General features: G+C 72.1%; 11 protein-coding genes. 5 read left to right on the top strand and 6 right to left on the bottom strand.

Annotated elements, in window-relative coordinates; genetic code table 11:
- The first annotated feature begins 226 nt into the window (after positions 1 to 226).
- Complete coding sequence (locus ACLJQF_RS48635) at positions 227 to 2,773, top strand: CHAT domain-containing protein (protein WP_410617474.1); 2,547 nt, start codon at positions 227 to 229, stop codon at positions 2,771 to 2,773.
- Positions 2,774 to 3,006: 233 nt separating this feature from the next.
- Here ACLJQF_RS48635 and ACLJQF_RS48630 read toward each other — a convergent pair whose 3' ends face one another.
- A complete protein-coding gene (locus tag ACLJQF_RS48630) occupies positions 3,007 to 4,332 on the bottom strand; it encodes a DUF2079 domain-containing protein (protein ID WP_410617473.1) in 1,326 nt (441 codons plus the stop codon).
- A gap of 56 nt (positions 4,333 to 4,388) precedes the next feature.
- Entirely contained in the window at positions 4,389 to 5,732 is a 1,344-nt protein-coding gene (locus tag ACLJQF_RS48625) for a sensor histidine kinase (RefSeq protein WP_410617472.1), read from the bottom strand.
- A 74-nt stretch (positions 5,733 to 5,806) separates the two neighbouring features.
- Between ACLJQF_RS48625 and ACLJQF_RS48620 the strand changes: the two genes are divergently transcribed.
- On the top strand, positions 5,807 to 6,649 hold the full coding sequence (locus ACLJQF_RS48620; protein WP_410617471.1) for a maleylpyruvate isomerase N-terminal domain-containing protein: 843 nt from the start codon (positions 5,807 to 5,809) through the stop codon (positions 6,647 to 6,649).
- Between the two features lie 25 nt (positions 6,650 to 6,674).
- On the opposite strand, the gene ACLJQF_RS48615 is transcribed toward ACLJQF_RS48620, so the two are convergent.
- Positions 6,675 to 7,658 (bottom strand): small ribosomal subunit Rsm22 family protein, encoded by a 984-nt coding sequence (locus ACLJQF_RS48615; protein WP_410617469.1) that lies wholly within the window; start codon positions 7,656 to 7,658, stop codon positions 6,675 to 6,677.
- Between the two features lie 146 nt (positions 7,659 to 7,804).
- Here ACLJQF_RS48615 and ACLJQF_RS48610 point away from each other — a divergent pair, with 146 nt between their 5' ends.
- From ACLJQF_RS48610 to ACLJQF_RS48600, 3 genes are read left to right on the top strand one after another with little or no spacing between them, the layout of a single operon-like run.
- Positions 7,805 to 8,230 (top strand): YciI family protein, encoded by a 426-nt coding sequence (locus tag ACLJQF_RS48610; protein WP_410617468.1) that lies wholly within the window; start codon positions 7,805 to 7,807, stop codon positions 8,228 to 8,230.
- Positions 8,231 to 8,234: 4 nt separating this feature from the next.
- Positions 8,235 to 8,585, top strand: coding sequence for a YciI family protein (locus ACLJQF_RS48605; protein ID WP_410617467.1), 351 nt, complete (start codon positions 8,235 to 8,237; stop codon positions 8,583 to 8,585).
- A gap of 39 nt (positions 8,586 to 8,624) precedes the next feature.
- Complete coding sequence (locus ACLJQF_RS48600; protein WP_410617465.1) at positions 8,625 to 9,890, top strand: RNA polymerase sigma factor; 1,266 nt, start codon at positions 8,625 to 8,627, stop codon at positions 9,888 to 9,890.
- Here ACLJQF_RS48600 and ACLJQF_RS48595 read toward each other — a convergent pair.
- The 3 genes from ACLJQF_RS48595 to ACLJQF_RS48585 are packed head-to-tail and all read right to left on the bottom strand — an operon-like array spanning position 9,887 to position 12,948.
- Entirely contained in the window at positions 9,887 to 10,438 is a 552-nt protein-coding gene (locus tag ACLJQF_RS48595; protein WP_410617464.1) for an HD domain-containing protein, read from the bottom strand. The two genes, ACLJQF_RS48600 and ACLJQF_RS48595, sit on opposite strands and share 4 nt — an antisense overlap.
- A 10-nt stretch (positions 10,439 to 10,448) precedes the next feature.
- Entirely contained in the window at positions 10,449 to 12,137 is a 1,689-nt protein-coding gene (locus ACLJQF_RS48590) for an L-lactate permease (RefSeq protein ID WP_410617463.1), read from the bottom strand.
- Positions 12,138 to 12,165: 28 nt separating this feature from the next.
- A complete protein-coding gene (locus ACLJQF_RS48585) occupies positions 12,166 to 12,948 on the bottom strand; it encodes an IclR family transcriptional regulator (RefSeq protein WP_410617461.1) in 783 nt (260 codons plus the stop codon).
- Positions 12,949 to 13,508 lie beyond the last annotated feature (560 nt).

Raw genomic sequence — 13,508 nt, 5'->3', positions numbered from 1 at the left:
TCACCGGCCAGCACGTCACCCTCCAACCCCACGCCGCCTAACCCCTTCACCCCGGGCCCCGGCTCCGCTGCGCTACGCCGGGGGCGCTACCGCGCGCCCACAGTCACCTCGATTTACGAGCCAGGACACGGCCGGCCGGGAGAATCCGCCGTCTGCGATAGCTGCCTGATACCTCTGACTCGGAGGTACGATCCGGGGCGTCCTTCCCCGGCCGAAAGGGCAGCCTGTGGTCGCGTCGCCGAGGGTCGAAGACCGGGTCCGGGACCTGCATCGGCGTGCGGTCGCGGCGACGAACAACGGCCAGCCGGTGGTCGGCAGCCGCCTGATCCGCTCCGCCGCGCGGCTGCTCGGCCTGCCCGCCACGGAACCCCCGAAAGGGTGGCCCGCCTGGCCCGACCTCGCGACGCGCGTGCTCGGCACCTACGCGGCCGTCGAAACGGCGTTGGGCAACAGCGCCCGGGGGCTCGCCCTGCTCGACGCGGCCGACGCACTCGTGTCGGACGCCGGGCGCGGGATCCTGCGCCAGCAACGGGGTCTCGTGCTCATCCTGATCGGCCGGATGGACGAAGCACTGGTGTGCTTCGACGAGGCCGTCCCGCTGCTGCGGCAGGCCGGCGAGTTCGTCGTGCTCGCCAGGACGCTGCTCAACCGCGCGATGCTGCACCAGTACGCCGGGCGCGTCCGGCTCGCGCTCGCCGATCTCGACCAGTGCGAGCAGATCGGGGCGAGCCACCCCGAAGAAGACGGCCTGGCCAGGATCTTCGCCAAAGCCGCGCACGGCCGCGGCCAGGCGCGGGTGCTCACCGGCGACATCCCGGGTGCCCTGCGCGACTTCGACGCGGCCAGCGGCTTCTACGCCGAGGAGAGCGTCGGGATGCTGCCGGTGCTGGCCGTCGACAAGGCGCGGGCGCTGCTGGCCGCCGGGCTGCCGCACGAAGCCGCCGCCGAACTGGACGCGGCGCTCGAGCAGTTCCCGCGGCTGCGGATGAACCAGGAACACGCCGAGGCCGAGCTGACCAGGGCGCTGGCCGCGCTGGCGAGCGGCGATCCGGCCGCCGCGCGCAGCTGGGCCGGGCGGGCCGAACGCCGGTTTCGCCGTCGGGGCAACGAAACCTGGGCGGCGGTGGCGCAGCTGACCGTGCTGCGCGCGGACTTCGCGGCCGGGCGGCGGATCTCCCGCGTCGGCGCGGAGGCGACCGCGCTGGCCGACCGGCTCACCGCGCTGGGCCTGCGCAACGACGCGGAAATCGCGGGCCTGCTGGCGGCCCGGGCCCGGATCGCGCTCGGCGACCTCGACGGCGCCCGCGCCGGCATCGCCCCGCGCGACCGCCGCACCGCGCCGCTGGAAAACCGCCTGGTCCGGCGGCTCGCGCTGGCCGAACTCGGCGCCGCGACCGGCCACCGGCGCGTCACCTTCGCGAACGCGCGGGCCGGGCTGACCCAGCTGCAGCGGCACCGCAGCCGGTTCGGCAGCGTCGACCTGCAGACCGGGACGACGTCGCTGGGCAAGGAACTGGCCGACGCCGGGCTCGCGGCCGCGCTCGCCCAGCGCTCGCCGGGCGTGGTGTTCCGCTGGCTCGACCGCTCGCGCGCCCAGGCGTTCCGGTTCCGGCCGGTGCGCCCGCCGGCCCACCCGGAGACCGTCGACGCCGTCGCCGAGCTGCGGTTCCTCTCGATGCAGATCCGCGCGGGCGAGCTGGCCGGGAAGCCGGACACCCAGGCCGTGAAGCGGTGTGCCGCGCTGGAGCGCGAGATCCGCGCCAAGGGCTGGCAGGCCGAAGGCGTGGACGCCGACCACTTCGAAGCGAAGCTGCGCGAGATCGGCGACGAGCTGGCCGAGACCGGCAGCGCGATGGTCTGCTTCCTCGCCGACCGCGGCGCGTTGTGCGCGCAGGTGATCGCCGATCACCGGGTGGCGCTGATCGAGCTCGGCCCGGCGTCGGCCGTGGCGGAGCCGGTCGCGCGGCTGCACAGTGACCTCGACGCGTTGTGCGGGCGCCAGCTGCCGCCGCAGCTGGACCGGGTCATCCGCCGTTCGGTGCGGACGCAGGTCACCGCGCTGGACGCGATCCTGCTGGCGCCGCTGGCGTCCCGGCTCGGCGACCTCGACGTCGTCGTCGTGCCGACCGGCGCGCTTTCGGCGATCCCGTGGGGGCTGCTGCCGACGTTGCACGGCCGCCCGGTGACGGTCACACCGTCGTCGTCGGCCTGGTTCGACGCGGGCCGCCGAGCCGGCCGCGCGACCGGCGCACCGCTGCTCGTCGCGGGCTCCGACCTGACCCACGCGGAGGCGGAGGTCGCCCGGCTGGCGCCGCTGTACCCGGACGCCGAGGTCCTGACGGGCCCGGACGCGACGGTCGCGGCCACGCTCAAGGCGTTCGACGGCTGCCGGCTGGCCCACTTCGCCGCGCACGGCCACCACGAGCAGGAGAACGTGCTGTTTTCCCGGCTCAACCTGGCCGACGGGCCGCTGATGGCCTACGACGTCCAGCAGCTGGCGACGGCACCGGAGCAGGTGGTGCTGTCGTCGTGCGACGTCGGCCAGGCGGTGGTCCGGGCGGGCGACGAGGTCCTGGGCTTCACGGCGGCGCTGCTCTACGGCGGCAGCCGCACAGTGGTCTCCAGCGTGGCCCGCGTCGACGACCGCACCGCGGGTGGCGTGATGCTGGCGTTCCACCAGGCGCTGGCGGTGGGCACGCCGCCGGCGCGGGCGCTCGCGGACGCGGCGCAGGCGGAACCGCTGATGCCGTTCGTGTGCTTCGGCCGCAGCTGACAAGCCCCAAGCGCCCCAAGGCGGCCTTGGTTGCGTCTGACGCACCGAAGGCCGCCTTGGGTGCGTCAGACGCACCGAAGGCCACATTGGGGCGCTTGGGTCCGGCCGCGATGTCACTCGATCGGGTGAAGCCGGATCTCGCGCGTCATTCCTGACGCAGGGTTCCCTCTTCCTCGGTGCGGCGGTAACCGGCCGGCACGCCCCCCGACTGGCCGGTTACCGCTGCGAGTTTCCTACTCACGGTGGAGCAGCACGACGGAGTCCGTCCCGTCGACGCGCCGATACCCCGTGTCCTCCAGATCCGCGAGCGCCGCGGCCTTCGTCGCGAGCGTCGTCGGCCAGGACTGTTCCGGCTGCGCCACGACCACCCACTCCGGCCGCTCGCCGGTCACGCCGTCGAAGAACAGCACCGTGCAGCGGGACGTCAGCCGCGGGGCCAGCCGGTTGGACGCCAGCACCGTCGCGCCGTCCGGGACGCGCGCCAGGACCGCGTCGATCCCGGCCCGCTGCGCCGGCGTCCAGACGCCGCTGGTCAGGTGCGCCGCCTGCAGGGCGAGCGAAGCCAGCCCGGCGACCACCGCGCACACCGGCAGGTACCGCTTGAAGCCGGCGAACCGGCGGGCGCCGTGCACGCCGGCGATGAACACGATCGGCATCAGCACCGCGCTGTAGTGGTAGCCCATGCCCCAGTAGCGGTCGTTCGCCGAAACCAGCCGCCACAGGAGCGTCGGCACCGCCAGCACGAGCAGCGGCGAGCGCAGAGCCGCGAACGCGGTCGGGACCAGCAGGGCCAGCAGCATCGACACCTTGACGATCGCCCCGCCGAACGGGTTGAAGCCGCTGCCGTGCGCGTACGCGCCTCCCGGGTTCAGCGCGGGCAAGACGACCAGGAACAGCAGCGCGGACGTGACGACGCCGAAGCCGATCACCGTCCAGCCGAGCCGCCGCTGCCGGTTGAGCACCAGCACCACGCCGACCGCGGCGAGCGTCAGCGGGAGGTCCTCCTTGACCAGCACCAGCGGCAGCGCGCACCAGACCGCGGGCCGCCACCGGCCGTGCAGCAGGTGTTCGGCGGTGAACGCCAGCATCGGGACGGCGAAGCAGACTTCGTGGAAGTCGAAGTTCACCGCGGACAGCAGCCCCCACGACAGCACGTACCCGGCGCCCACGAGCGCGCCCCGGCGGGCGCCGAGCAGCCGGCTCGCACACCGCGTCACCGGCACGGCGGACAGCGCGAACAGCAGGGCCTGCGCGACCAGCAGGCACCCCGGCGACGGCCACAGCAGGTAGAACGGCGCCAGCAGCGCCAAGATCGGGTGGAAGTGGTCGCCCAGCGTCGGGTAGCCCGCGCCGAGCAGGTCCGACACCGGCCAGTGCCCGTGCGCGTAGGACCGCACCGCCTGTTCGAAGATCCCCAGGTCGAACCCGCTCGCGTCGAACGTCCGCAGCCGCTGCAGCGACCAGGTGGCGTACCCGGCGAAGGCGACCGCGGCGACGACGTAGGGGACCGCGCGGCGTTCGCGCGTGCGCGCCGGAGCCGGCGCGAAGTCGATCAGCATGGCGGGATGCTCTTGCGCGCACGCTGAACCGGAGCTTAAGCAGGCTGAAGAAGTCTTCAGGCAAGCGGCAGGCGCAGCTCCAGGCAGGCCCCGGACGCGCTCTCGGCGACGCGCAGCGTGCCGCCGTGGATCCGCGCGATCTCCGCGGCGATCGCCAGCCCCAGCCCGGAGCCGCCGTCGTCTTCGCGCGCGCGGTCGTCGTCGAGGCGGACGAACCGGTCGAAGACGCGCTCGCGCTGGCCGTCCGGGATGCCGGGGCCGTCGTCCCGGACGGCCAGCACGGCCTGACCGCCGACCTCGGTGAGCGTGATCGTCACGCGGCTTCCGGCATGGCGCTCGGCGTTGTCGACGAGGTTGCGCAGCACGCGCGCCAGTCGGCCGGCGTGCCCCTGGACCACCGGCTCGGCGTGGATCTCCGCGCGCAGCTCGACGCCGGCCCGCGGGAGCCGCGCGGCCAGCTGCTCGGTGACGAGGTCCGCGAGCGCGATGCGGGTGGCCACGGCCGGCTGGTCGGCGTCCAGCTTGCTGAGCAGCAGCAGGTCCCCGGTGAGCGTCTCCATCCGCGAGACGTCCAGCACGGCGTTTTCGAAGCTGCGGCGCCAGTCGAGCCGGTCGGGGTGGGCGAGCTGGACCTCGAGCTGGGTGCGCATCGACGCCAGCGGCGTGCGCAGCTCGTGCGACGCGTCGGCGGTGAACTGGCTCTGCCGCTGCACCGACCGGTCGAGCCGGCCCAGCATCTCGTTCATCGTCACGGCGAGCTCGGTGATCTCGTCGCCGGAGTCGGGCACCGGCACGCGGCGGCCCAGGTCCCGCGCGCGGATGCCGTCGACCTCGGCGCGGATGGCGCCGACCGCGCGCAGCGACCGGCGCACGGCGAACCAGGCGACAGCGCCGATGAACAACGAGGCGGCCGGCACCGCGCCCCAGAGGATCTGCTGGGCGGTGGCCACGGTCTCGAGGCCGAGCGGGTCGAGCCGCTCACCGGCCGAGACCTGGTAGCGGCCGTCGTTCGTCGCCGCGCCGCCGTACTCCTGCCCTTCCTCGAGCCCGTACGGCATGACGATGACGCAGTCCGGCCCGTAGATCTGGACCACCTGGTCGTCGGGGAACTGCTTCGCCCGGCCGGTGGAGCAGCGGTTCACGATCGCCGTGCTGATCATGTACCCGCCGCCCTTTTCGTACCGCTTCGGCACGTCTTCGGGTGCGACGCCCGAGTTCAGCAGCGCGACCAGCGCATCGACCTTGTCGCTCGCCCGGGCCCTCGCGTTGTTCACGAGGCCGCTCTGCAGCACGTTCACGAACCAGTACGATCCGAGGCCGAGCACGACGGCCGACGCGAGGGCGGCGAAGAGGGCGACCCGCCACCGGGTCGACCGGGGCAGGAGCCGGAACCGGGCCATGCGGCGAAGATACCTCCGGGGTCCGCACTTTCGGAGACTCGGGACGCCGGGAACGCGCCTTACCGTAAATCCCCATGACGATCGAACTTTCCCAGTGGCACGCGGTTCGTGCGGCCTTCTCGGAGGTCGGCGGCCGGTTCGCGGACGCGGTCGAGAACGCGCCGGACCCGCACGCGAAGGCCGTCGGCGACTGGTCGGTCGTCGAGACGGCGGCGCACGTCGGCTGGATCGCGCTCGCTTACACGGCCTTGGTCAAGGGCGACGGCGGTCCACTGCCGCTGCCGGAGCTGGAAGAGCCGATGGCTTCCGCGAACATCGAGACGGTCGGGGCGATGAACGACGTCGCGATGACGGCCTACCCCGAGCGCGACCCGCACCGGCTGGCCGAACGGCTGCGCGCGGACATCGCGGAAGTGCTGGAGGTCAGCCGCGACTACGACCCGGAGAAGCCGATCTGGTGGCTGGGCGGCAGCCGCGTCCCGGTGGCGGGTCTGCTCGCGCACCTCCTCAACGAGCTGAGCATCCACGGCCAGGACATCGCCCGCGCGAGCGGCAGGCCGTGGCGGATCGAGCCGGCGCACGTGGGGATGTTCCTGGAGCTGTTCTTCGTCGGCATGGTCCGCAACGACCTCGGACGGCTGCTCGACTACGCCAAGCCGTCGCCCCGCCGGATCTCGGTGGAGTTCCGGTCGGCGTACACCGCACCGGTGGTCATGGTGCTGCAGCACGGCAGCCTGCGGGTGGAGGAACCCGACGGCACGGCGGACGCCCGGCTGACCTTCGACCCGGCGGTGCTGGTGCCGATGATGTTCGGCCGGATCTCCACGCCGCGCGCGGTGCTCAGCGGCAAGGTCCGCGTCGGCGGACGCCGCCCGTGGCGGCTGGCGGAGTTCCTCCGCACGGTTCACATGCCGTAGCCGGTCGGTCCACACCACCGCGCGGTCACTTCGCCGGCCAGCCGTCGCCCCACTCGGCGTCCCGGGCGGCACGGTACCGCGGGCCCTGCTTCTTCGAGACGGCGACGCCGGGCTTCAGCCCTTCGGAAGCCGTGCACAGGTCGAGTGCGACCCAGCCCTTGTGCTTCTTCGGGTGCCGGATGATCCGCGCGTCCGCCCGCTCGGGCGGGGTCCGCGACGCGACGACGTACGCGAACTTCTCGTCCTCGAACCCGAGCGTGCCGGCCTTCAGCCTCCGGTGCAGCCCCGAGCGCGGGAGCCGCGCGGCGAAGTGGCACCAGTCCTGGCCGGGCACGATCGGGCACGCGGCATCGTGCGGACACGGCGCGACGACGTGCAGGCCGAGTTCGATCAGCTGCGCGCGGGCGGCCCGGATCCGCTCGTAGCCGGCCGGCGTACCGGGCTCGATCAGCGCCACGGCCCCGGCCTTGGCGGCCAGCCACCGCACGACGTCGGCCCGGGCGGCGTCGGGCAGCTCGCCGAGCACGTAGGACAGCGTGACGAGGTCGGCGTCCGGGGCGGGTGCGGCGGGGTCGACCAACCCGCGCCGCCACTCGGCGTCCCGGACGGCGGCTCGTCCGGCGCCCGAGGCCAGCCGCTTGCCGAGCCCGATGGCCCCGGCGACCTGCTCCAGCACGGTGCACCGGGCCAGCGAAGGCCAGACGGCCGCGGCAGCCCACACCGCGGCACCGGTGCCGCCGCCGACGTCGATCTGGGTACGCGGCTCGAAGCCGGGAGCGCGTGACGCGGCTTCGGCGAGCACCGCGTGTACGGCGGCGTAGGTGGCCGGCATGCGGTAGCCCGCGTACGCGGCGACGTCGGCTTCGGAGCTGAGGATCGGCGAAGTCGCCGCGTCACCTTGGCGGTAGCGCGCGCTGAGCCGGTCGACGGACTGGGTCAGCCTGCCCACGGGGTGCCGGGCCAGCTCGGCGTCGAGCGCGGAGGAGAGATCATCGGGGAGTACCGCCACGGCTGATGATTCTCCCCTGTCCGGATTGTCCCCCCGAGTCGACCCTGAGCTGCTAGTTTCCCGCGCGAAAAGTTTTTTGCCCGGGGCTGTCGATCCGGGCCGGGTCCGTTCGACGCGTAGGCAAGACCGACCGAGAGGAGACCGCGATGCGGTTCATGGTGATCGTCAAGACCAACGAAGGCTCCGAGGCCGGCGAGGGCCCGAGCGCCGAGCTGCTCGAGGAGATGGGGAAGTTCAACGAAGAGCTGGTCAAGGCCGGCGTCCTGCTCGCCGGCGAGGGGCTCACGCCGAGCTCGGAAGGCGCGCGGGTCGTCTTCTCCGGCACCGAGGAGCCCAAGGTCGTCGACGGCCCCTTCGCCGAGACCAAGGAACTCGTCGGCGGCTTCTGGATCCTCCAGTGCCGCGACCGCGAAGAGTGCATCGAGTGGATCAAGCGGATGCCCAACCCGGAAGGCCAGGCCGGTGAGGTCGAGATCCGCCGCGTCGCCGAGGTGGCCGACTTCGAGAACATGACGCCCGAGGTCGCCGAAATGGAAGGCCGGCTGCGGGCGCAGTCCGCCGGGCAGGCGTGACGCCGTGCGATTCCTGGTGATCGTGAAGGCCAGTCCCGAATCGGAGGCGGCCGGGTTCCAGCCCAGCGCCGAAGAGCTGACCGAGATGACGAAGTTCAACGAGCGGCTGCTCGCCGAGGGCCGGATCGAACTCGCCGAGGGGCTCACGTCCAGCGCGGACGGCGCGCGTGTCCTGTTCGAAGGCGAGGCGGAGCCCAAGGTCATCGACGGCCCGTTCGCGGAGACCAAGGAGCTGATCGCGGGGTTCTGGGTGCTCAAGGGCGAGTCCCTCGACGAGATCGTCGAGCTGATGAAGCAGGTCCCGAACCTCGGCCCCGGCGAGGGCGTGCTGGAGATCCGCCCGATCAGCGAGTAGTGGGTTGCACCGCGGAAGATCACCCTGTCTGATGGCCGGGTGACGGTTGCGGACACCAGGAGAACGGTCGAGACGGTCTGGCGGATCGAGTCGCCGCGGCTCATCGCGGGCCTGGCCCGGATGGCCCGCGGCGACGTCGGGCTCGCCGAAGAACTGGCGCAGGACGCGCTGGTCGCGGCGCTGGAGCAGTGGCCGGACTCCGGTGTCCCGCGCAACCCCGGCGCGTGGCTGATGACGATCGCCAAGCGCCGCGCGGTCGACCAGTTCCGCCGCAACGAGCGGTACGCGGAGAAGCTCGAAGAGGTCGGCCGCGACCAGCGGCTCGGCGAAGGCGTCCGGCCCGACTTCGACGCGGCGCTCGACGACCACATCGAGGACGACGTCCTGCGCCTGCTGTTCGTCGCCTGCCACCCGGTGCTGAACACGCAGGCGCGGGTGGCGCTGACGCTGCGGATGCTCGGCGGCCTGACCACCGACGAGATCGCGCGTGCCTTCCTGGTCCGCGAATCGACGATCGCCCAGCGGATCGTCCGGGCGAAGAAGGCCCTCACCGCGGCGAAGGTGCCCTTCGAAGTGCCGGAGGGCGACGAGCGCGTCGCCCGGCTGTCATCCGTGCTCGAAGTCGTCTACCTCGTGTTCAACGAGGGCTATTCGGCCACCCGCGGCGACGACTGGATGCGCCCGGCGCTCTGCGAAGAGGCGATGCGGCTCGGCCGGGTGCTCGCCGGGCTGATGCCGGGCGAGTCGGAGGTCCACGGCCTGGTCGCGCTGATGGAACTCCAGGCGTCCCGCGCGAAGGCCCGCACCGGCCCGAACGGCGTACCGGTGCTGCTGCTGGACCAGGACCGCTCCCGCTGGGACCGCTTCCTGATCCAGCACGGCCTCGCGGCGCTGGCGCTGTCCGAGCAGATCGCCGAGGGCGCGTACGGCCCGTACTCCGCCCAGGCCGCGATCGCGGCCTGCCACGCGCGGGCCCGGACGGCCGAGGAGACGGACTGGGCCCGGATCGCGGCGCTCTACGAAGGCCTCGGCAAGCTCCAGCCGTCGCCGGTGATCGAGCTGAACCGCGGCGTCGCGGTGGCGATGGCGTACGGACCGTCGGCGGGCCTGGAAGTGGTCGACGCGGTCGCCGGCGACCCGGCGTTGAAGGACTACCACCTGCTGCCGAGCGTCCGCGGCGACCTGCTGGAGAAGCTCGGCCGGCGCGCGGAAGCCGAGCAGGAGTTCCGGCGGGCGGCGGAGATGACGGAGAACTCGCGCGAGCGGGAACTGCTCTTGAACCGCGCGAAGACCGTCAGCCGTTAGCGGCCCCGCCACGAAAGCGGCGACAGGGTCATCGCCGCCTCGGCGACCTTCCGCGCCGTCTCCGTCCGGAGGCCCTTGCGCGCCGACTCGATCCACTCGTCGACCGGCCGGACGCCGATGTCCCGGTACTCCAGCGCCTGCAGCAGCATCTCCAGCTTGTCCGCGTCCTTGGCGCACAACGCTTCCGCCGACTCCCGGGTCTCGTACTCGTCGACCGCCTCGCGGACGAGCTCCCGGGACCGGGCAGGCAGCGCGGCCGTCTGGTCGGCGGTGATCTGCCGAGGCTCCGGCTTGCGCAGGTAGTCGCTCGCCGTCAGCGGCAGGTCGCCCGTACGGGTCTCCTGCGTGTCGTGCCACAGCGCGAGGAACGCCGCCCGCTCCGGGGACGCGCCTTCCTCCGCCGCGAGCAGCGCCGCGAGCTGGGCCGCGCGCAGGCTGTGCTCGCCGACCGACTCCGGGTCGCGGACCCCCGCGTGCCACCAGCCCGATCTCCTGATGCGCTTCAGGATCCCGAGCTCGTAGCCGAAGGACGCCAGTGCCTCACTCATGCCGCCCAGCCTAGGGCGACGGGATCATCGCCGTCAGGATCGTCGCCTGGAGGAGCGAAATCACGCCGACCACCGCGGTGAGCAGCAGCGACCACAGGAACGTCTGCCGCAGCAGTGAGCCCTCCTTGCCGCTCTGCCCGATCGCCGTCGCGCCGATCGACAGGTTCTGCGGCGAGATCATCTTGCCCATCACGCCGCCCGAGGTGTTCGTCGCGCCGGCCAGGATCGGGTTGAGGTTCAGCTGCTGCGCCGAAATCACCTGCATCGGGCCGAACAGGCTGTTCGTCGACGCGTCCGAGCCGGTCAGGAACACGCCCAGCCAGCCGATGTACGCCGAGAACAGCGGGAAGACCACGCCGGTCGTCGCCAGGGCCAGGCCCAGCGTCTGCGTCGCGCCCGAGTAGTTCATCACGAACGCGATCGCCAGGATCATGAAGATCGTCGCCAGCGCCCAGCGCATCTGGTGCAGGGTCTTCCGGTACGTCGTCAGCAGCAGGTTCGGCCGCCCGCCCATCGCGAGCCCGGCGATCACCGCCGCGATCAGCGCGATCGTGCCGGGCGAGAACAGGAAGTCGACGGTCAGCGTCGCCGCGTACGGCGCGTTCTTCGCGGTGATCGGCGGGTGCTGGACGACGTGGTTGTGCAGCCCCGGCCAGGCGAAGATCCAGTCGGCCTTGTGCAGCAGCTTGGTCAGGTCGAGCCAGGTGGGGAGGTTCTTGAAGATCGTGCCGATCCGCGACAGGAAGATCGCCAGGATCAGGATGATGTAGGGCATCCACGCGTACAGCGCGCCGCGTTCGGCCTGTGCGGCGCCGAGGCTCTTGGCCGGGACGGCTTCCTCGCCGTCGAAGCGCCACACCGTCGCGGGCTGCCAGAAGCGGGTCAGGATCCACAGCGCGGCCATCGCGGTGAGCGCCGCGAGGACGTCGACCAGGCTGGCGCTGATGTAGTTGGACGCGACGAACTGCATGGCCGCGAAGGCGAGCCCGGCGGTCAGCACCGCCGGCCACACCTCGAGCATGCGCTTCCAGCCGGCCAGCACCACGACCAGGAACGCGGGGATGATCAGCGCCAGCACCGGGACCTGGCGGCCGACCGCCGCCGAGAACAGCTCGGTCGCCTGGTCCTGCTTGAGGTGCATGATCGGCGCGGTCAGCCTGCCGAGCACGATCAGCGGGTTGCCGAGCCCGCCGAAGGCGACCGGCGCGGTGTTCGCCAGCAGCGCCAGCACGACGGCCTTCACCGGCGGGAACCCGAGCGCGGCCATCATCGCCGCGGTGATCGCGATCGGCGACCCGCCGCCCGCGACGCCTTCGAGCAGCGCGCCGAAGCTGAACGCGATGAGCAGCGCCTGCAGCCGCCGGTCCTCGCTGAACCCGGCGAGCACCCGCTTGATCGCGTCGAACCGGCCGGTGGCGACGGTGACGTTGTGGAAGTACACGGCGTGGAAGGCGATCCAGGCCACCGACCACACGCCGAACACGACGCCCATCGCGGCGGAGTCGAAGGCCAGCGCGGCGGGCATCCGGTACAGCAGCAGGGCCACGCCGAGCGCCGTGACCAGCGCCAGCGCCGCGGAGAGGTGCGCGGAGAAGCGGATCACCCCGAGTGAAACCAGCAGCACGATGATCGGAAGCGCGGCGAGCAGCGCGGAAACCCACAGCCCGCCCGCCGGCTGGTAGTCCTGGATCCAGGTCACGGTCGGCTCCTTTGCCGGGTTCGGGTGCTCAGGCCGGCCGGCTCCGGACAAACCCGAGCCGCAGGGACAGGGCGGCGGCGGTCCCGGCCACGGAGGCACCGAGTTCGTCGAGCCGGCGCAGCACACGCGGAGCCGGCCCGGCGACGCTGATGGCGGCGATCGGCCGTCCCGAGTGGTCCCGCACGGCGGCGGCGACGCAGCCGACGTCCGGCTCGTTCTCGACGTCGTCGACCGCCCAGCCGCGCCGGCTGGTCTTCGCGAGTTCGTCGAGCAGCCGGTGGGGATCGATGATGGTCTTGAGGGTCAACGGGTCCAGCTTCATCCGGCGCACGCGGTCGAGCCGATCGGCCTCGGGCAGCGCGGCAAGCCAGGCCTTCCCGAGCGACGTCGCGTGCTGCGGCCGCCGCGTGCCGAGCCGGCAGGCGAGCGTGACGGCACTGGCACTGCGTTCGGTGGCGACGTAGACCATGGTGTCGTTGTCGGGAACGGCGAGGTAGGTGGTTTCGCCGGACCGTTCGGCGAGCGACGCGAGGTACCGGGGAGCACACCGGTGCAGGTCGGTGGCCGCCATCGCCCGCGCCCCGAGTTCGACGAGCCGCGTCCCCAGCCGCACCCGGCCGGTGACCTGGTCGGCTTCGAGGTACTCGAGGTTCTTGAGGGTGCCGACGATCCGGTAGGCGGCGCTGCGGGAAAGTCCCAGTTGCCGCGCGATCGCATTGGTGGAAATCTCCTGATGCCGCCCGACGTGCTCCAGCACGGCCAGCCCGCGTTCGAGAGTCCCGCTTTGTTCGAGCCCGCGCTCAGGTCCCACGCTGCCCTCCGTTGGACGATTTCCCGCTCAGCGGAACACCTTTCCGCTGGCTGGGTTTGGACGGTAACACCTCCGATGTATCAGCGGTAGATCTTGCAATAACTCGCAACAATGCGAGTAGTTGTGAATGCTAATTGGTTCAACATCCGATGGTTAAGTTTCCTACCTATGGCGGTTGCGCTGCTCGCGACCACTCTCGTTCGACAGGTTCGACGAGTGGGTCGTTCATATCCGTGAATGCGCGGGAAGTTGTCCACGGGGTGGCGGCAATGTGGACAAAGCGGCTCGGGGTGGGGTTGTTTCGCCGTTGTTGTCGGTCCGCGCCGATACGCTGGACCCGGGGGGCGCCCCCGCGGGCGGGAGGGTTTCGGCGAAGCTCGGCCGGGGCGCCGGCGTGACGGCGGTGCCGGCGCGGGAGTGCGGGTTCGAGCGTCGCGAATGACGCATTCGGGACCTCGGACGGTGCTGTTGGCGAAGTCGGGCCAGGGTCCGGCTTACAGTCCTGCCGCGGCTGGTCGTGAGTGGTAATTCGGGTTAGAACCCGAATTACCACTCACGAC

It is taken from the genome of Amycolatopsis sp. lyj-109, from assembly GCF_046548995.1.
In the GTDB taxonomy this organism is placed as follows: domain Bacteria; phylum Actinomycetota; class Actinomycetes; order Mycobacteriales; family Pseudonocardiaceae; genus Amycolatopsis.
This window is presented reverse-complemented; position numbering and strand designations above follow the sequence as displayed.

Excerpts from the sequence above, each read along its gene's own strand:
- ACLJQF_RS48625 (WP_410617472.1), bottom strand. The coding sequence starts at position 5,732 with ATGGCCCGGTTCCGGCTCCTGCCCCGGTCGACCCGGTGGCGGGTCGCC.
- ACLJQF_RS48630 (WP_410617473.1), bottom strand. The coding sequence starts at position 4,332 with ATGCTGATCGACTTCGCGCCGGCTCCGGCGCGCACGCGCGAACGCCGC.
- ACLJQF_RS48620 (WP_410617471.1), top strand. The coding sequence starts at position 5,807 with ATGACGATCGAACTTTCCCAGTGGCACGCGGTTCGTGCGGCCTTCTCG.
- ACLJQF_RS48595 (WP_410617464.1), bottom strand. The coding sequence starts at position 10,438 with ATGAGTGAGGCACTGGCGTCCTTCGGCTACGAGCTCGGGATCCTGAAG.
- ACLJQF_RS48610 (WP_410617468.1), top strand. The coding sequence starts at position 7,805 with ATGCGGTTCATGGTGATCGTCAAGACCAACGAAGGCTCCGAGGCCGGC.